The sequence below is a fragment of the Streptomyces sp. NPDC003456 genome, assembly GCF_042878735.1.
Classification (GTDB): domain Bacteria; phylum Actinomycetota; class Actinomycetes; order Streptomycetales; family Streptomycetaceae; genus Streptomyces.
On record NZ_JBIAOK010000002.1, the window covers coordinates 928,125 to 945,867 of the forward strand.

Annotated in this window: 15 protein-coding genes; 13 read left to right on the plus strand and 2 right to left on the minus strand. The window is 73.3% G+C overall.

The window, feature by feature from the left end; translation table 11 throughout:
* Nucleotides 1–620: 620 nt before the first annotated feature.
* From ACFYWG_RS09700 to ACFYWG_RS09760, 13 genes are all read left to right on the plus strand, one after another.
* The gene (locus tag ACFYWG_RS09700) at nucleotides 621–1,349 is read left to right on the plus strand and encodes a TauD/TfdA family dioxygenase (RefSeq protein ID WP_389200377.1); all 729 of its coding nucleotides are present in this window, start codon (nucleotides 621–623) and stop codon (nucleotides 1,347–1,349) included.
* Between the two features lie 78 nt (nucleotides 1,350–1,427).
* On the plus strand, nucleotides 1,428–2,465 hold the full coding sequence (locus ACFYWG_RS09705) for a diiron oxygenase (protein WP_385421250.1): 1,038 nt from the start codon (nucleotides 1,428–1,430) through the stop codon (nucleotides 2,463–2,465).
* An 18-nt stretch (nucleotides 2,466–2,483) separates the two neighbouring features.
* Nucleotides 2,484–3,767: a KamA family radical SAM protein gene (locus ACFYWG_RS09710; protein WP_383500682.1), complete on the plus strand. Its 1,284-nt coding sequence runs from the start codon at nucleotides 2,484–2,486 to the stop codon at nucleotides 3,765–3,767.
* Nucleotides 3,764–5,224: a dipeptide epimerase gene (locus ACFYWG_RS09715; RefSeq protein WP_389200380.1), complete on the plus strand. Its 1,461-nt coding sequence runs from the start codon at nucleotides 3,764–3,766 to the stop codon at nucleotides 5,222–5,224. Before ACFYWG_RS09710 ends, ACFYWG_RS09715 begins: the two co-directional genes overlap by 4 nt.
* Complete coding sequence (locus ACFYWG_RS09720; protein ID WP_383500688.1) at nucleotides 5,221–6,324, plus strand: Ldh family oxidoreductase; 1,104 nt, start codon at nucleotides 5,221–5,223, stop codon at nucleotides 6,322–6,324. The genes ACFYWG_RS09715 and ACFYWG_RS09720 overlap by 4 nt, the downstream gene beginning before the upstream one ends.
* A complete protein-coding gene (locus ACFYWG_RS09725) occupies nucleotides 6,321–7,565 on the plus strand; it encodes an acetyl-CoA carboxylase biotin carboxylase subunit family protein (protein ID WP_389200382.1) in 1,245 nt (414 codons plus the stop codon). The genes ACFYWG_RS09720 and ACFYWG_RS09725 overlap by 4 nt, the downstream gene beginning before the upstream one ends.
* A complete protein-coding gene (locus ACFYWG_RS09730) occupies nucleotides 7,562–8,773 on the plus strand; it encodes a GNAT family N-acetyltransferase (RefSeq protein ID WP_389200384.1) in 1,212 nt (403 codons plus the stop codon). Before ACFYWG_RS09725 ends, ACFYWG_RS09730 begins: the two co-directional genes overlap by 4 nt.
* Nucleotides 8,774–8,777: 4 nt before the next feature.
* A complete protein-coding gene (locus ACFYWG_RS09735) occupies nucleotides 8,778–9,698 on the plus strand; it encodes a branched-chain amino acid transaminase (RefSeq protein WP_389200386.1) in 921 nt (306 codons plus the stop codon).
* On the plus strand, nucleotides 9,695–10,615 hold the full coding sequence (locus ACFYWG_RS09740; RefSeq protein ID WP_389200388.1) for a hypothetical protein: 921 nt from the start codon (nucleotides 9,695–9,697) through the stop codon (nucleotides 10,613–10,615). The genes ACFYWG_RS09735 and ACFYWG_RS09740 overlap by 4 nt, the downstream gene beginning before the upstream one ends.
* Nucleotides 10,616–10,631: 16 nt before the next feature.
* Complete coding sequence (locus tag ACFYWG_RS09745; RefSeq protein ID WP_389200389.1) at nucleotides 10,632–11,990, plus strand: MFS transporter; 1,359 nt, start codon at nucleotides 10,632–10,634, stop codon at nucleotides 11,988–11,990.
* Nucleotides 11,987–13,264: an ATP-grasp domain-containing protein gene (locus tag ACFYWG_RS09750; protein ID WP_389200391.1), complete on the plus strand. Its 1,278-nt coding sequence runs from the start codon at nucleotides 11,987–11,989 to the stop codon at nucleotides 13,262–13,264. The genes ACFYWG_RS09745 and ACFYWG_RS09750 overlap by 4 nt, the downstream gene beginning before the upstream one ends.
* A gap of 1 nt (nucleotide 13,265) precedes the next feature.
* The gene (locus ACFYWG_RS09755; protein WP_389200393.1) at nucleotides 13,266–14,336 is read left to right on the plus strand and encodes an alpha-hydroxy acid oxidase; all 1,071 of its coding nucleotides are present in this window, start codon (nucleotides 13,266–13,268) and stop codon (nucleotides 14,334–14,336) included.
* Nucleotides 14,337–14,605: 269 nt separating this feature from the next.
* Entirely contained in the window at nucleotides 14,606–15,466 is an 861-nt protein-coding gene (locus tag ACFYWG_RS09760; protein ID WP_389200395.1) for a CAP domain-containing protein, read from the plus strand.
* 233 nt (nucleotides 15,467–15,699) lie between these two features.
* Here the strand turns inward: ACFYWG_RS09760 and ACFYWG_RS09765 are convergent, their stop codons facing one another.
* Both ACFYWG_RS09765 and ACFYWG_RS09770 read right to left on the minus strand, forming a co-directional pair.
* A complete protein-coding gene (locus ACFYWG_RS09765) occupies nucleotides 15,700–17,028 on the minus strand; it encodes a sensor histidine kinase (RefSeq protein ID WP_389200397.1) in 1,329 nt (442 codons plus the stop codon).
* Complete coding sequence (locus tag ACFYWG_RS09770) at nucleotides 17,025–17,714, minus strand: response regulator transcription factor (protein ID WP_376332169.1); 690 nt, start codon at nucleotides 17,712–17,714, stop codon at nucleotides 17,025–17,027. The genes ACFYWG_RS09765 and ACFYWG_RS09770 overlap by 4 nt, the downstream gene beginning before the upstream one ends.
* Nucleotides 17,715–17,743: the final 29 nt, after the last annotated feature.

Sequence of the window (17,743 nt, forward strand, 5' to 3'; positions counted from 1 at the left end):
CGCCGCGGCCCGGCGGCGCTCCGGGGCCGCGGCGCCGTCGCACGTGCAGCTCAGCAGCGGCGCGCGAATCGGCGGAGCCGAGGCCCTCGGCGCAGACGCCTCCGTCCTCGAAGACGGCGGGAATCCGGCCCGGAGTCGGGACACCGCGGTGGCCGAGGTCCGCCTGCGGCACTGCCGAAGCGTCGGCGCCGGTCGGCGACCGGGGCACACACCTTTGCAATAGTTCATGTGCTGCTCGAGGTGGAGCCGGGTCGTCGAGCGTCTCGCCGGCGGTGGCCGAGGGTGCCGTCGACGGGCGCGGCCACCCTGTCCGGGATGTCATCTCCTGAGGGGGGACGGAGGGCGATTTACGTCATGCGGTGCCTGCTCACCGCCCGCCCTCCTTTCTGCGCGGTCACGCCAAGTGGCGTCGAAAGGCCACTGTTTGATGCCCATTCACCTGCGAGATTGCTTATATGCGAGAAGCGTGTAGACGGCATTTGGTTCCGTGATCCATCTCACAATGTGACCCGTTGCGACTCAACCGAGTGCTCACGGATGATCACTCGGGGTTGGCCCGCCGACCGGTCCACGCCGGCCGGCCGGCCGACCCGTTCCGATCAAGGATGGGGGAGTCCTACATGTCCATGGCCCTTGATGTGCACACCCGGGAACTTGCAGAGCAGGGCTACACGCTGCTCGGGGGAATCCGTACGGACGAGGAGGCCGCCGCTGCCGTCGGCACCTTCGGCGATCTGGTTCCGCAGTACGACGGCTCGCTGCGCTACCAGGTGAAGGCCGCTCCCGGGTTCGAGGAGCGCCGCTACTCGAAGAGTGTCAACACGATCCTGGTGCACACGGAAGCGCCGGGCTGGAACCCGCCGCCCACCTACCTGGCGCTGCACTGCCGGGTCCAGGCCACTTGCGGCAGCGGTCACACCGAACTCGCCGACATGCGGGCGTTCGTGGCGTCGCTGCCCGAGCGAGACCGGGCCGCCCTCTACGGGCAGAGCGTCGAGTGGGTCGGCCACAACACCGGGGGAGTGGGCACCGAGGGCGTCCGCCGCCCCGTCGTCGACGTCACCGACAGCGGCCGGGAGATCCTCCGCTTCAGCTACAACCTGCTGACCACCGGCCAGTACGACCCGCCGGTCGACGCGTCGGTCGACCCGGAGGAGCTGCCGCTCGGCAGCTTCGGCATCCACCTCGCGGAGCAGGCCGAGGCCTTCTTCCGGGAGCACCGGGTGTCCGTGCTCATCCCCGAGGACCACGTCCTGGTGTGGGACAACCAGCGCATGGTGCACGCCCGTTCGGCCTACACCGACAAGCGGCGCCACCTCACCCGCTACTGGATCACCGCTCGGCGCTGACACGCGCGCCCGTCACCAGTCACCCGTCACCGGTGGCACCTGCACCGGTGGCAGAAACCGATCACGTGAGGCCCCCGCATGACTGACGACCGGAACGCGCCGGTTCAGGACGAGCAATTCCCCACCGGGCTGCCGGAAGAACTCCGTGGACTGCCCGAGGGCGTGCCCCGCCACGACCCCGACGACCAGATCGAGAGCGCCGTCATCCGCCGCCTGGTCGGCAACTGGCACCGGCGCGCCACCGTCAAGCGCGACGAGCCGAACCTCGACGACCTGTTCGAGCTCGACCGCCCCGACTACCCCGAGCGGATCCTCCCGTTCCACGACCACCCCACCTACCGGGCGCTCGATCCCGAGAAGCGGACCCAGTTGCTCAGCTGGGCCTGGATCGCCTACAACCGGCACACCATCATGGCCGAGCAGAAGGTGGCCAACCCGGCCTTCGCCCTGGTCATGGAAGGCGAGTATCCCGAACTGCAGGACGAGGCACTCAACATCTCGCTGGCTCAGGCGATGGTCGACGAGCAGTACCACACGCTGATGCACCTCAACGCCAGCGCGGTCACCCGGCGCAAACGCGGCTGGGCGATGCCCGATCACGACCTGCCGATCTCCCACACGGCGCGCGAGCACCAGCGCCTGCGCGACAGCGCGGACGAGCGCTGGCAGCAGTCGCTGACGACCCTCGCCTTCGCGACGGTGTCGGAGATCTCCATCAACGCGTACCTGGACCTGCTCGCCGACGACCCGGACATCCAGCCGATCAACAGCAGCACCGCCAAGCTGCACAACCGCGACGAGTACTGCCACGCCTCGATCTCCGCCGTGCTCGCCGAGGTCGTCCACGACCGGCTCGACGAGAAGAAGCAGCGCTTCTTCCGCGACATGCTGTTCGAAGGGCTGGAGGCCTTCGTGGCCACCGACTACACCACCTGGCACCGCATCATGGACCTCGTCGGAGTCGAGGGCGGTCACGAGATGCTGCACGACTGCCGGGCCGAGAAGAGCCGCAGCCGGCTGGTCCGCGACTACACGGGTCTGCACACCCTGATCGAGCGGATGGGCGTCCAGGAACTCGTCGAGTTCGACTGGTCCAAGTCCCACGTGGCGCGCTGAGCGGAATCGAGACGAACCGTGAAGCACTATGCGAACGAACGCCTCGCTCGACTCGCCCGCGACCGCGGCATGCCGGACGAGTACGTCCGCGATCTGCGCGTGGTCTCGAGCGTCCTGCCGTTCAAGGTCAACGAGTACGTGGCCGACGAGCTGATCGACTGGTCGGCGGCGCCCGACGATCCGATCTTCCGGCTCACCTTCCCGCACCGGGACATGCTGCCCGCGGAGGTCTTCGACCGGATGGCGGCACTGTCCGACGCCGGGGCGCCGCGCACCGAGCTGCGCGCGGCAGCCGCCGCCGCGCAGCTCCAGCTCAATCCCCACCCGGGCGGCCAGCTCGAATCGAACGTGCCGACCCTCGACGGACGCAGGCTCGACGGCCTCCAGCACAAGTACGCCGAGACCGTGCTGGTCTTCCCCTCCCAGGGACAGACCTGCCACTCCTACTGCGGCTACTGCTTCCGCTGGGCCCAGTTCGTCAGCCAGGAGGAACTGCGCCAGGCCCTGCGCGATCCGGCGGACCTGACGGGCTACCTGGCCCGGCACCCCGAGGTCACCGACGTGCTGTTCACCGGCGGCGACCCCATGATCATGCGCACCGCGGTGGTGCGCCGCTGGGTCGAGCCGTTGCTGGCGGCCGTCCCCACCGTGCGCACCCTCCGGTTCGGCACCAAAGCCCTGTCGTACTGGCCGGCCCGGTTCACCGAGGGCCCGGACGCCGACGACCTGCTGCGGCTGTTCGAGGAGTGCGTGGCGCGCGGCCGGCACGTCGCCGTCATGGCGCACTTCTCCCACCCGCGGGAGCTGGAGACGGACCAGGTGCGCGAGGCGATCGCCCGCATTCGCGCCACCGGTGCCGAGGTGCGGGCCCAGGCCCCGCTCGTCGCCCACGTCAACGACGACCCCGGCGCCTGGTCGCGGATGTGGCAACTGCAGGTCGAACTGGGCGTCGTCCCCTACTACATGTTCGTGGAGCGGGACACCGGGGCGAGCAGCTACTTCGGCATTCCGCTCGCCCGTGCCCTCGACATCTACCGCGAGGCCGTGCAGCGGGTCTCCGGGCTGGCGCGGACCGCGCGGGGACCCGTGATGTCCGCCGCGCCGGGCAAGGTGATGCTGCACGGCACGACGGAAGTGGCCGGGGAGAGGGCGTTCGTCCTCAGCTTCCTGCAGGCCCGCCGTCCCGACTGGGTGGGACGGCCGTTCTTCGCGGCGTACGACGAGCACGCGCAGTGGTACGACGAGCTGAAGCCGGTGTCCTTCGGCACCACCCTGCCCGCCTGTGAAGGTGAGCCGGGATGAGGCTCCAGGTGCACGACATCCGCCTCACGGACCACGACGTGTGGCGCAGCGCCCGCGAGGCGATCCCCGTGCAGCCCGGCGTGCTCGTCGAGTTGACGGCAGGCGGACGGTCCGGATTCGGAGAGGCCTCGGCCTTCATGACCGACCGCTACGACTCCTCGCTCGACGCCCTGCACGCGGCGCTGCGCCGTGCCGCGCCCCTGCTGCGGGAACTGCCGGCCGACGACCCGGAGGGCACCTACTCGGTTCTGGCGCCGGTGCTGGCCGGCTCGCCGTTCGCGCTGGCCGCGCTGGACGTGGCTGCACACGATCTGGCGGCCCGGCTGGCAGCCGTGCCGCTGTGGCAGAGACTGGGAGCGGCGGAGCCGGCCGCCCTGCGTTCCAGTTTCAGCATCGGCCTGGACGAGCCCGCGGTGATGGTGCGCAAGCTGAAGGAGCGGCCGGACTGGCCTGTCTACAAGGTCAAGCTGGCCCGTCCCGGCGACCTCCACATCCTGGAGGCGCTGCGCGAGCACACCGACGCGCCCTTCTTCGTCGACGGCAACTGCGGCTGGGAACCCGCCGCGACGCGCAGTGCCCTGGGCGCGATGGCGGACCTCGGCGTGACGTTGCTCGAACAGCCCTTCCCCCGCGCCATGTGGACGGAGGCCAGAGCACTCAAGGACACCTCGCCGATCCCCGTGTACGCGGACGAGAGCATCACGGGACCGCAGGACCTCGACGCCTGCGCCGAAGCGTTCCACGGCGTCAACCTCAAACTCATGAAGGCCGGTGGCATCACGCCCGCCCTGCGCATGCTGCGCGCCGCGCGGGCGGCCGGGCTGGGCACGATGCTCGGCTGCATGCCCGAGTCCAGTGCCGGCGTATCGGCCACGGCCCAACTGGGCTGCTTCGTGGACCACTTGGACGCGGACAGCATCGCGCTCCTCGCCGTGGACACGGGCGCCGGCGTCGTCCTCGACGACAAGGGCGGCATCACGCTCCCCGATACACCTGGTACGGGCTTCCGGCCCCTCTTCCGGGGACCCGCGTTCACCGTGCGCCCGGCCACGGCCGATGAAGCCCGCGGGTACGGCACGGCACTGTCCGTCTTCCGCGACGGCACCGAGCTCGCCACGGTGCTGATCCGGCGCAGGCCGCTGCCCGGCCGGGTGCCCTCGGACGCCTTCCGGCAGCTCGTCGGCCCCGACGGGCCCGCCGCCGAGGCGGCCGGCCCGGAGGAACTGAGGGCACTGATGCGCGGCGCGATCACGCGCGCGGTCGCCGACGGCGCGGACACGGTCTGGCTGCGCACCGGGCACACCGGGGTCCGTCAGGCCTGCCGCGCTGCCGGCTTCCGTCTCCTCGACGAGGTCCCCGGCGGGAGCGCTCGCGGCGACATCCCCGACGACGACACCCGCGCGGACGACGGCACCCCCTCGTCCCTCTTGGTCTGGAAGGCGGACCGATCCGCATGACCGAAGTGCAGGACACCGAAGTCCCGGGCGGCGCCGTCGCCGCCGGACCCCCTCCGATCCTCCCGGCGGCCACCGCCGAAGCCCTCGCCGAGACGGCCCTGACCCGAGCAGGACTCACCCCCGACGACGCCCGTGACGTGGCGCGGGCCCTCACCGACACCTCGCTGCGCGGCATCGACACCCACGGCCTGCGACTGCTGCCGCAGTACCTGGACGAGCTGGCGGCCGGCATCGCGACCGCCCGCCCGGACATCCGCACCGTCCGGGACACCGGGGCGGCCGTCATGCTCGACGCGGGTGGCGCGCTGGGGGTGGTGGCCGGCCTGGCGGCCGCCCGGATCGCCGCCGAGCGGGCCCGCACGCACGGTGTGGCCGCCGTCGGGGTCCGCAACTCCAACCACTTCGGAGCGGCCTCCGTCTACAGCCGCCGCCTCGCCCGTGCGGGACTGGTCGGTATCGTCACCACCTCCGCGGCCTCCCGGGTCGCTCCGTTCTCCGGGACCGAGCCGCTGTTCGGCACCAATCCGCTCAGTTTCGCCGCGGCCGTCGAGGACGACGAGTTCGCCCTCGACATGGCCACGAGCCAGGTCTGCTTCGGCGAGATCAAGGAGCGCCGCAAGCACGCCGAGCCACTCGACGCCGGCTGGGCCACCGACACCGAGGGCAGGCCCGCCACCGACCCGGCCCAGGCGTACGCACTCTCCCCCCTGGGCGGCTACAAGGGGCAGGGCCTGGCGATGGTGGCGACCCTGCTGGGTGCGGTGCTGACCGGCTCCCCGGCCGACTGGGAACTGGAGCACATCGGATCCTCCACCCCCGGCCGCAGCCGCGGCATCGGACACCTCGTGGTGTGCCTGGACCCGGCGGCCTTCGCCGGCAGCGCACCGTTCGCCTCGGGACTCAAGAACCTGCTGGACACCACGCGCGGCGCCCCGTCCGGGGCCGACGCCGCGCAAGCCGTGCAGGTGCCCGGTGACCCGCAGCGGCGCATCGCCGCCGAACGCAGCGAGAAGGGCATCCCGCTCGACCCGCACACCGCGCGGGCCTTCGCCGCACTCGCGGCCGAACAGGGCACGGGCCGGCCGGGGGTGGCGCCGTGATCCTCGTCCTGCTCAGCCCCCGCAACGCGGGCCTGCCCTTCGCCGAGTGGCTGCCCGAGGAGGCGGGGCGGCTGCTGGCCGTCACCTCCCGGGAGGTGACGGCCGGGCCCGGCTTCGCCGACGTGGAGCGGGTCGGCGACTACACCGACGACGCGTCGGTCCTGGCGTCGGCCCGGCGACTGGCGGGCCGCCACACCGTGACCCGTGTGCTGGCCCTGGCCGAGGTCGACGTCGAGCGCGCGGCACAGCTGCGCGACGAACTGGGCCTGCCGGGCCAACGGCCCGCGAGCGCCCGCGCGTACCGCGACAAGGTGCTGATGAAGGAGCTGGCGGCGGCCGGCGGAGTGACGGTGCCGCCCTTCGCGGCGGTGGCGTCCGCGGCGGACGTGGCGGCCTTCATGGCGGCACACCCGGGCCCGGTCGTGGTCAAGCCCCGCGACGGGTCCGGTTCGACCGGTGTCGCGGTACTGCACGACCCCTCGGAGATCACGCAGGTGGCCGACCGGGTGGCCGGCGGCGGCCACGAGGTCGAGGCGTACGTCAGCGGCCGCATGTGCCATGTGGACGCCCTGCACGTCCACGGGGAGCCCGTGGTGTGCGTACCGTCCGTCTACACCGATGGCGGCTGCCTGTCGCACTGGACGGACTCCGGCAACGGCAGCTGGACGCTGCCCGCCTCCGATCCGCTGCACGAGCGACTGGTGACGGAGACCTGGCGGCTGGTGGAGGCGCTGCCCGCGGCGCCCGCCCTGTTCGTGCACGCCGAGTTCTTCGTGACGGACACCGGCGACACGGTCCTGTGCGAGATCGCCGGCCGCGTGGGCGGCACACCCATCCCCGCCATGCTGCACGCCGTGCTCGGCTCGGACCCCAGGCACCTGTGGGCCAGGATCGAGTGCGGGCTCCCCGTGGACCTGGACGCGGTGCGCGCGCACGCCGCGGCCGCGCCCCTGGTGGCCAACTTCGGTCTGCCGCCACGCGACGGGCGGATCGTCCGGCTGCCCGCCCGAGCACCCGACGGTGCCCGCGACTTCTCCGTCCTCGCGCACCTCGGCGAGGACTGGGGCGGCGCCCGGTACGCGGGCCGCAAGTCCGGCGACTTCATCGCGACCTGGCTGGTGACGGCGGACGACGCCGACGAACTGCTGGCGCTGGTCGACAAGACCAGCGCCCACACGGAGGCGGGCTTCGGCTGGGAGCCGTCCGGCCGGCCCGCACGAGCTCAGGAGGCAGCCCGGTGAGCGATCTGACCGCCGAGATCCTCGACGCCGAGGCCCGCCCGACGGCCGCCGCCTTCCCGGCCCTGGCCGCGCCGGCGGTGATCTGGGAGGACGACCGCTGGTGGCGCTTCACCGAGCGCACCGACCTGCACGAGGTGCGCTACCTCGCCGTGCGCGAGGACGGCGACCTCGTCGCCCTCGCACCCCTGCTCATCACCCGGGACGGCGGGGGACTGCTCTTCTACGACACGCCGAAGATGACCGGCGACACGGGTGCCTTCGGCGCCCCGGAGCTGCTGGACGCCGGGCAACGCGGGCGCTGGGACGACCTGACCGGACGGCTGGCCGACGCACGTCGCGGTCAGTACCCGTCCGTCGCGCTCTCCGTCTTCGGCTCGCACCACGGCATCGTCCACGCCGCAGGGCGTGACGAGGCCGGACGGGCACGGGTCCTCACGGAGGTGCCCCGCCTGCTGGAAGAGGCCGCCGACCAGCTCGGCTGCCGCAGCAGCTCCCTGCTGTACGCCACCGACGAGCAGGCCGCCGTCCTCGGCCCGGCAGCCGAGGCACGCGGCCACATCCCGGCGGTCCTGGGCGCGGAGTCCGTCATGCGGCTCGACGCGCCGGACTGGGAGACGTACCTGGCCGGGCTGACGAGCCGCAAGCGCAGCCGTGTCCTGAACGAACTGCGCGGGTACACGGATGCCGGCTTCACCACCGTCGTCCGCGAGGGTCCCGGGTCGCTGTCCGACCCGATCGTGGACCTGCAGGTCAAGCTGCGGGCCAAGTACGGGCTGCCGGGCGGGCGTGCCCGCGTCCAGCGGGACTTCGACGCCCTCCGCGAGACCGTCGGTGACAGCTGCACGGTGATCAGCGCCGAACGCGACGGGGAAACCGTCGGCTTCGTCCTCTACCTGCGGGCGGGCCGTGCCCTGTACGGCCGGACAGCCGGCTTCCACGAGGACGCCAAGGGCGTCTACTTCGCCCTGACCTACCACGAGACCTACCGCTGGGCGCTGGCCCACGGCGTACGCGAGATCTGGTACGGCCTCGCCGCCTACCACGCCAAGAAGGTGCGCGGCTGCGACCTCGAGGCACGTCACGGCTGGTTCCGCTTCACCGGCGCCGGCGCCCCGGAGCTCGAGGAGGTCCTGCGGCTTCAGGGCACGAGCGAGACCGACCGGCTGCGCAGCCTCGGGTACGACAGCACGACCTCACAAGGAGACTGAGCACATGCCACTGACCCCGACCCCGCACATCTGGATGGATGGCGAGCTGGTCCCCTGGGACGACGCGAAGGTGCACGTGCTGACGCCGAGCCTGCACTACGGATGGGGCGTCTACGAGGGCATCCGCGCCTACGCCACCGACACCGGCCCGGCCGTGTTCCGGCTGCGTGAGCACCTGGCCCGGCTGCGCGACTCGGCCCGCGTCTACATGATGGAACTGCGCTGGACCGACGAGGAGTTGGCCACCGCCGTACTCGATCTCGTCAGGAACAGCGGCCACGACTCCTGCTACATCCGCCCCCTGGCCTACCTCGGCTACGGCGAGATGGGCGTCGCACCTCAGCTGGACGCGGTGCGGATGTCGATCGCGGTGTGGCCGTGGGGCTCCTACCTCGGGGACAAGGCCGAGACGGAGGGCTGCCGCCTCATCGTCAGCAACTGGCAGCGCAACTCGCACCAGACCGTGCCGCCGCTGGCCAAGGCCACGGGCGCCTACGTCAACAGCGCACTCGCCAAGGTCGGGGCGAAGCGCGCCGGTTACGACGACGCGCTGATGCTGACGGCGACCGGGCACATCGCCGAGGCCTCCGCCGCCAACCTGTTCCTCGTGCGCGACGGCGCCCTGATCACGCCTCCGGTCAGCGACGGCATCCTGCCCGGCATCACGCGCGACAGCGTCATCACCCTGGCGCGCGACCTGGGACTCGACGTGACGGAGCGCAGCATCCCGCGCAGTGAGGTCTACCTCGCGGACGAGGGGTTCCTGACCGGCACCGCCGCCGAGATCGTGCCGGTGGCCTCGGTCGACGAGCGTCCGATGGGCGTCAGGGGCGTCGGGCCCGTCACCAAGCAGCTGCGCGAACTGTTCAAGGACGTCGTCGCCGGCCGGCACGAGCCGTATGCGCGCTGGCTGGAGCGGGTGTGACCCCCACCGAACCGGCGATCGGTCCGGCGGGCCTCCGCGACGCCGCCGCACCGGCGCACAGGAACCCGGGGGAGCACGCGGTGCGCGCGGCGGTCGCACGTCTGGAGGCCGCCGCGGCCGGGCTGCGCGCAGTCCTGGTCGCACCGGCCGCCCACGCCGCGGCCCGCGCCGCCGGTGCGTCGGAACCCGCCGGGCGGGCCGCTCTGGACGAGGAACTGTGCGACCGGCTGGTCGACCTGGCGGCGGCCCGGGCCTGGGCCGCACGGGAGACGGCCCTTGCTCCCGCCGCAGAACCGGGCGACGATGCCGCCGCGGCCGTGCTGCGCGGATGCGCGCTGTGGGCCGTCGAGGCCGACACCCTGCGCGTCTCGGCCATGACGGGGACCGCCCCGCCCGCCAGCGGCACGGACGGGGCGGCCGACGGCGCAGCGACCACCGCGGGCCAGGTGACCGGCGGCTCCGTGCCCGCCGCCGTCAGGGCACACACCCGGGCGGCGGCCCTCGTCACCGCACTGGCCTCCGGCCCGCTGTACGACGCGGTGTGCGCGGGGCTGCGTGCGGCACTGGGCAGCCGCCCGACCGGCCGGGCGGCAGCCGCCTGGGACATGGCCGACACGGCCCTGTCGGGCCTGGACGCGACCCGCGGGGAGTGGGTCGACGCCGACCCGGCACACTCGTCGGCGGGCGGCTGGGTCCTGGTGGACCGCATCGGCAGGCTGACACTCGCCGTCGCCCTGCTGTCGTCCGCTCGCGAACTGCCGGCCGCTCAAACAGAACTCCGCGTGAACGCAGCGCGCCGGCACACGTGGAACCACCTGCGCCAGCCGCCGCCGGAGGCGGCGACCGCCCTGCACCTGCGGCGTACCGCGGAACTCGTGGACTGGATCGCCGGAACCGCGACGCGGAGCGGCACATGAAGGGGGAGAGGTGCCCATGACCGGGGACCCTGACAAGCGCGCGACCGGAAGAGCCGCCCGCCTGCTGCTGTCGATTCTGCCCAGGACACCGGCCGGGCGCCGACTGGCGGCGGGAGCCGCCGTCGACTCGGTGGGCTCGGGCATGTTCCTGGCCGCGTCCACCCTGTACTTCGTCACGGTGGTGGGCCTGCCCGCCGCCCGGGTCGGCCTGGTGCTGTCGGTGGCCGCCGTGGCCGGGCTCCTCAGCCCGATGCCGCTGGGCCGGCTGGCCGACCGGATCGGGCCGACGCGGGTGTACGTGGCGCTGCTGGCCCTGCGCGGACTCGGATACGCCGGTTTCGCCCTGGTGGAGAGCTTCTGGCCGTACGCGGTGCTGACCTGCGTGCTCACCGCGCTGGACCGGGGCTGCTCACCGTTGCAGCAGGTCGTCGTGGGCCTCATCGAGGGCAGCGAGAACCAGACCCGGACGATGGCGTCCATCCGCTCCGTGCGCAACATCGGCCTGACGGCGGGCTTCCTGCTGGCGGGTGCCGTCCTCGCGATCGAGGAGCGGGCGGCCTTCGTGGCCCTCTTCCTCGGCAACGCCCTGACCTTCTGGGTGATCGCCGCCGTGGTGGAGCAGTTGCGCCGCCGCACACCCGACCCCGCGCCCGTCGCGCGCACCGTCGCCGCGGCGGCCGAGTCCCCCGGACCGGACAGCGACCGGCCGGACCCCGCGAGCGTACGGACGCCCTTCAAGGACCTGCGGTTCGTGCTCTTCACCGTCTCCAACGGCGTGCTGTCGCTGCACGACTCGGTGCTGTTCGTCCTGCTGCCGCTGTGGCTGACCACCGCCACCACCGCGCCGTCCTCGGCGGTCTCCGTCCTGCTGGCCGTCAACACGGTGCTCACCGTGCTGCTCCAGGTGTACGTGGCCCGCTTCGCGGAGACCACGGCGGGCGCGCTGCGGCTCGTTCCGCTGGCCCTGGTCCCGCTGCTGGTCTCGTGTGCGGCCTTCGCGGGTGCCGAACACGTGCCGGTGTGGCTCGCGGCGGCATGTGCCGTGATCGCCGTGGTGCTGCTCACGGTGGGCGAGAACCTCCACTCCGTCGCCGTGTGGAACCTGTCCTACGAGATGTCACCGGCCCCGGCCCGCGCCCGCTACCTGGGAGCCTTCAGCCTCGGCATGACGGGTCAGCAGATCGTCGGTCCCGCGCTGATGACCGGTGTGCTGCTGCCCCTGGGCACGGCGGGCTGGGCCGTGCTCGCCGCCGTCTACGCACTGGCGGCCGCGGTCCTGCGGATCACCGGTGCGCCCCGCGCCGCCCACGCCGATCCGGTGTCCGCCGAGGCGTCCGTCCCCGCTTCCAGTTCTCCCACCGAGGTGTCCTCATGACCGAACACGTTCTCATCGTCGGCGGCGGCCGCGAGATCCCCGGCCTCGTCCGGGAGGTGGGCGGCCCCGGGACCGCCACGACCATCCTGTGCAGGATGGATTTCGTTCCCAGGATCCGCAAGCCCGGACAGCACGACCGGGTCCTGGCGCTGCGCAGCGACGCCCCCGACGAGGACTGGATCGCCCTGGCGCAAGCCGTCGACGCACGGCACCCGTTCACCCGCGTCGGCACGTTCGGTGAGCGGGACCAGGACCGGGCCGCGGCGGTCGCTGCCGCGCTGGGTCTGCCGTGCCACTCCCCGCGGACCGTCGCCTGGGTGCACGACAAGGACGCCATGCGGCGCAGGCTCGCCGAGCTGGGTGTGGACGACACGCCGGGCGGACGGGTCGCCGACGTGGCCGAGTTGCGGGCGTTCCTGACCGAGCACGGCACCCCGTGCGTGGTCAAGCCCGTCCGAGGGGCAGGCAGCTTCGGGGTCTCCGTCGTGCGGTCCGCCGAGGAGGCCGAGGAGGCCTTCGCGCGCGCCGCCCGGGACTTCGACCTCATCCCGGACGCGGGTGTGCTGGTGGAGCGCTTCCACGAGGGGCCTCAGTTCAGTGTGGAGGCCTTCTCCGAGGACGGTGAGCACGAGATCCTCGCCGTGACGCGGAAGTTCTCCGACCCCGTGGGCTTCGTGGAACTCGGCCACGTGGTCCCCGCCGGACTCACGGCCGAGCAGACCGACTCAGTGCACACCTACGTGCGGCGGTTGCTGGACGCCCTCGACATCGCGAACGGCGTCACCCACACCGAGGTGGTGCTGACGGAGGCCGGGCCGCGCGTCATCGAGACACATGTCCGGCTCGCGGGAGACGAGATCCCCTATCTGGTGCAGGACGTCACCGGTGTCGACCTGGTGGACTGCGTGGTGCGCCAGACGCTGGGCCGCCGGGTGCTCCCGGACATCCGGAAGACCCTGGCGGACCCGTCGGTGGACCGCCGTCCGGAGGCGATCTGGTTCGCGGTGCCGCGGGCACACGGCACGCTCACCCGCATCGACGGCCTGGACGAGGTCGCCGCGCGGCCCGGCGTGGTGGCCGCCGAGGCCCTGCTGGGCGCCGGTGACACGCTCGGGGACCTGGACAGTTCCGAGTCCCGCGCGGCCTTCGTCCGGGCGCGCGGCGCGGACGCCGACGAGGCCGTGAGCCGGGCCCGTCAGGCCGCGGCGGCCCTCCGGTTCGCCGTCACGGTCTCCGCCGGCGACCAAGCCCCCGGCACGCAGGACTGGGTCTGAGATGGCAGAACCCGATGCGGGGCCCCTTGCCGAGGAGCCCCTGATCCGGGCGGCGACGGACCTCGCGGGGCGGGCGAAGGCCGTCCTCCCGGCCGCCGCGTACGCCTTCTACGCCGCCGGATCCGACGAGGAGATCAGCGCCCGCGAGGCCGAAGCCGCCTGGCGCGGCCGGAGACTCCTGCCTCGCGTCCTGCGTGACGTCTCGTCCGTCGACACGAGCGTCGACCTGCTGGGCACCCGGCTGGCGGCGCCCGTGCTCGCGGGCCCCACGGCCTTCCACCGCATGGCGCACGACGAGGGCGAGACGGCCACGGCGGCCGGCGTCGCCGCGGCCGGTTCGCTGCTCGTGCTCTCCTCGCGCGCGACCCGCCACCCGGAGGAGGTCGCCGCGGCGGCCGGACCCTGGTGGTTCCAGGTGTACTGGCTGCGGGACGCGGAGGTGACCCGCAGCCAGGTCGACCGGGCCGTCGCGGCCGGCGCCCGTGCGCTGGTCCTGACGGTGGACGCGCCGTACGTACCGCCTCGGGTGACGCCGGGGCTCGCCTTGCCGCTTCCCGAGGACGACGCGCTGTGCCGGTCGGTGGGGGTGGGGACCCGGCTGCCCGGCTGGGAGCAGGACCCGTCGCTGGGACTGGACGCCATCGAACGGCTGCACCGGATGTCGGGTCTGCCGGTGCTGGTCAAGGGCGTGCTGCGGGCCGACGATGCCCGAGCGTGCGTGGCCGCCGGAGCTGCCGGGGTGATCGTCTCCAACCACGGGGGGCGCCAGCTGGACCGTGCGGTGACGTCCGCCGACGCTCTGCCCGCGGTCGCGGCGGCGGTGGGCGCCGAGGTCCCGGTGCTGGTCGACGGCGGTGTGCGCACCGGCACCGACGTCCTGGTGGCTCTGGCCCTGGGCGCCCGCGCGGTGCTCCTGGGGCGTCCCGTGGTGTGGGCTCTGGCGCTCGGCGGTCGGGCGGGGGTGACCGCCCTGCTCGACTCGTACCGTACGCAGTTGTCGACGGCCATGGCCCTGGCGGGCTGCGGGAGCCTGGAGGACGTCGGCGCGGACCTGCTGCACGGCGGTTCCTGAGGCGCCCGGGCTTCGAGGGAGGCCGCCCCGGGTACGTCCCGCGGCATCGTGCGGGCCCTGGTCCTCCCCGCACCCTCCGGGAGGGCCGAGCTGTTCCTCAGGAGACTCTTGTGCCTCTCTTAAGGCTTCTTGAAGAAGCCCTTCGAACAGCGGTTCCCGACTCGGACGGGCCCTAGGCTCTCGAACACCCCCCACAGGTCCGGTGGCCGCGCTCGCGGCCACCGGGCATGGGGGTCGAGTCAGCCGACCGACAGACCGAGGTGTCCTGCATGGGTTCCCGTCGAGCCGCCCGCCCGTCCCGCTTCCACGCCCGTCCCCGCGACGGGCGGAAGGTACGCCGTCCCGCCCTGGCCATCGGGGCCGTCGCCGCGCTCGCGGGCGTGGGGATCACGGTGGCGGTGGTGGGCGGCGAGGACGGCGGGGCCTCGGACCGCGTGGTCGCGAACAGCGCCGGCAAGGTGCCCGGCGCCGAGGACGCCGCCGTCAGCGCCGAGCCCCTCGCCTCCGGCTCGGCGAGCCCGAGTGCGAAGGCGAGCAGCTCGCCCCGTGCCAAGCCGAAGGAGAAGAAGAAGCGGACGGCGAGCCCCACCCCTCGCCCGCGGCGGACGACCGAGTCCGAGCGGCAGGCACCCGCCCGGACGGAGGCGAAGAGCGGCGGCGGTGGGTCGGCGAACGGAGCCGGCGGCACGGGGTCGGCGGGCACCAGGCCGGGTTCCGGAACGGGAGCCGGGTCGGGTGCCGGGGCCGGCGGGCCCGAGGCCCAGGTCCTGGCGCTGGTCAACAAGGAGCGGAGCGCGGCGGGTTGCTCGCCCCTCACGGCGAACGACCGGCTCACTCGTGCCGCCGACGACTACAGCGACGTCATGGCGAGCAGCGGCGTGATGTCCCACACCGGCCCCGACGGGTCGACCATGACCACCCGGGTCGAGGCCGCAGGCTACGAGTGGTCGACCCTGGGCGAGAACATAGCCCGGGGCCAGGCGGACGCCGCCTCCGTGATGAAGTCCTGGATGAACAGCCCCGGCCACCGCGCGAACATACTCAACTGCTCCTTCAAGGAGCTGGGCGTCGGCGTCCACTTCGGCGACGGCGGCCCTTGGTGGACGCAGAACTTCGGCGCCTCGCGCTGACACCGCGCACCGCGCACGGCCCGGGCGCCGCCCACCGATGCCGGTGAGGGCGCCCCGGGCCTGGTCGCGTGCTGCTCAGGTCTTCCGAACGGCCTCGGCCCCGGGCGCAGATGCCTGTGATCGTGCTCCGGCCCGGGCGGCGCCTGCTGGCACCTGTCATCGCGCAAAGGCCCCGGCGCCTCCGGCCGATGCCGGTCAGCGCGCACATTCTCGGCGCCGTCCGCCGGCGCCGCTCACCGTGCGCCGCCCCCGGAACCCCTCCCGTCCGCCAGGACGAACGACACCCGCACCCGCGCCCCGCCCAGCGGCGCGCGGGTGATCGTCAGTTCGCCGTCCGCCGCGCGCGCCGCCCGGGCCACGATGTCCAGGCCCAGCCCCGTGGAGCCGCCGACACTCACCCCGCGCGTGAGCGCCGCGTCCGGGTCCGCCACCCCCGGCCCCGCGTCGTCGACCGTCAGGTACACGTGCCGGTCCGCCCGCTCCACGCGCACGGCGAAGGCGGTGCCCTGCGGGGTGTGCCGGAAGACGTTGCCGATCAGGGCGTCGACGACGGCCGCGAGGTCGTCCTCGGGGAAGGCGACGGGCGCCGGGCGCGGGGTGAGGGAACGCTCGCAGGGCCGCTCCTGCTGGGTGGCCAGGACCGACCAGAACTCCAGGCGCATGGCGACCACCTCGGCCACGTCGCACGGCTTCCCCCCGCCGGCCGCCGCACGCGCCGGCGGGGCCGACGCCAGCGGAGTACGGGCCGCGGCGATGATCGCGTCCAACTCGCTCTCCAACTGGCCGGCCGCCTCCGCGACACGCCGCGCGCTGGGCGTCGAGCCCATCCGGTCGGCCTCCAGATACAGCGCGGTCAGCGGGGTGCGCAGGCGGTGCGAGAGGTCGGCGACCAGTTCGCGTTCGACCGCGAGCAGGTCGAGGACCCGGTCCGCCATCGTGTTGAACGCCGCACCCGCCTCCTGCAGTTCGGGCGGCCCGTCCGGCTCCACACGCACGTCCAGGTCGCCGGAGCCGAGCGCCAGCGAGGCGCGCTTGAGGCTGCGCGAGGAACGGACGACGCGAGCGCCGAGCCGGTCCGCGACGAGTACCGACCCCCCGACCAGCCCCAGCGCGAGCAGGGCCATCACCCCCCAGGACGCCGCCACGCCCCGGGTGAGGTCCGCGGCGGGCACGAAGGACTCCACGACCGCCACCCGGTCGCCCTGCAGGACGACGGGCTGGAGGTAGACCCAGCCGCCGGACGTGTCCGCGGCCAGGGTCTCGCGCCCCCGCACGGCCCGGTCGAGCGCCGCCCGGGGCGCGTGCGGGGTGCCCACGAAGCCGCCGTCGGGCAGCCGTACGACGAGCTGGTCGGAGGAGCCGAGTTCGGACACGGCCTGCTGCACGTCGGCGCGCCGGGTGGTGAGGGCGAGCACCGGGGACAGCGCGGCGGCCCGCTGCTCGGCGGCCGTGGTGGCCCGGTCCCGTGCCTGTTCGCGCACCAGGAGGGCGAGGGGGATGAGGAAGGACAGGGCCACCATGGAGGTGACGGCCAGGGCGATCCCGGCGAGGGCGCGTCTCATGGCGTGCTGACCAGCTTGATGCCCAGACCGCGAACGGTGTGCAGATAGCGGGGCTTTCGAGCCTTCTCCCCCATTTTGCGGCGGAGCGCGGAGAGGTGGACATCGACCGTCTGGTCCTCGACGTACGGCTGCTGCCACACCTCGGCGAGTATGCGCTGCCGGGTGACGACCTGGTCCGCGTGGGCGGCGAGGTAGGCGAGGAGGTCGAACTCGCGTCGTGTCAGCGGCAGTTCCCGTCCGGCGAGGTGCGCGGTGCGCGCGGTCGGGTCGATCCGCAGGTCCGCCACCTGCAGGACGGGCCGTCGGGCCGCCTGCAGGTCGGCGGGCACGGACCGCCGCAGGACGGCGGCGAGCCGGGCGGCGAGCTGACCGCCGGAGAACGGCTTCACCAGGTAGTCGTCGGCCCCCGCGTTGAGCAGCCGGATGATCTCGCCCTCGTCGTCGCGGGCGGTGGCGACCAGGACCGGCACACGGGAGATGCCCCGGATCATGCGCAGCACGTCGAGGCCGTCGAGGTCGGGCAGCCCCAGGTCCAGCACCACGATGTCCGGCGCGCTCTGGGTGATCTCGCGCAGCGCCTCGAAACCCTGGTGGGTGCTCCTGACCGCATAGCCGTGCCCGGTCAGGACCTCGATCAACGCAGCCCGGATGACGGGGTCGTCCTCGACGACAAGTACGGAGGCCATGAGCAGGCACGTTAGCCGGTCCGTCACTA

Bases quoted from the DNA above. Each gene is read 5' to 3' on its own strand.
- ACFYWG_RS09770 (WP_376332169.1), bottom strand. From the start codon at position 17,714: ATGGCCTCCGTACTTGTCGTCGAGGACGACCCCGTCATCCGGGCTGCG.
- ACFYWG_RS09755 (WP_389200393.1), top strand. From the start codon at position 13,266: ATGGCAGAACCCGATGCGGGGCCCCTTGCCGAGGAGCCCCTGATCCGG.
- ACFYWG_RS09715 (WP_389200380.1), top strand. From the start codon at position 3,764: ATGAGGCTCCAGGTGCACGACATCCGCCTCACGGACCACGACGTGTGG.
- ACFYWG_RS09705 (WP_385421250.1), top strand. From the start codon at position 1,428: ATGACTGACGACCGGAACGCGCCGGTTCAGGACGAGCAATTCCCCACC.
- ACFYWG_RS09745 (WP_389200389.1), top strand. From the start codon at position 10,632: ATGACCGGGGACCCTGACAAGCGCGCGACCGGAAGAGCCGCCCGCCTG.
- ACFYWG_RS09720 (WP_383500688.1), top strand. From the start codon at position 5,221: ATGACCGAAGTGCAGGACACCGAAGTCCCGGGCGGCGCCGTCGCCGCC.
- ACFYWG_RS09750 (WP_389200391.1), top strand. From the start codon at position 11,987: ATGACCGAACACGTTCTCATCGTCGGCGGCGGCCGCGAGATCCCCGGC.
- ACFYWG_RS09765 (WP_389200397.1), bottom strand. From the start codon at position 17,028: ATGAGACGCGCCCTCGCCGGGATCGCCCTGGCCGTCACCTCCATGGTG.
- ACFYWG_RS09735 (WP_389200386.1), top strand. From the start codon at position 8,778: ATGCCACTGACCCCGACCCCGCACATCTGGATGGATGGCGAGCTGGTC.
- ACFYWG_RS09700 (WP_389200377.1), top strand. From the start codon at position 621: ATGTCCATGGCCCTTGATGTGCACACCCGGGAACTTGCAGAGCAGGGC.
- ACFYWG_RS09760 (WP_389200395.1), top strand. From the start codon at position 14,606: ATGGGTTCCCGTCGAGCCGCCCGCCCGTCCCGCTTCCACGCCCGTCCC.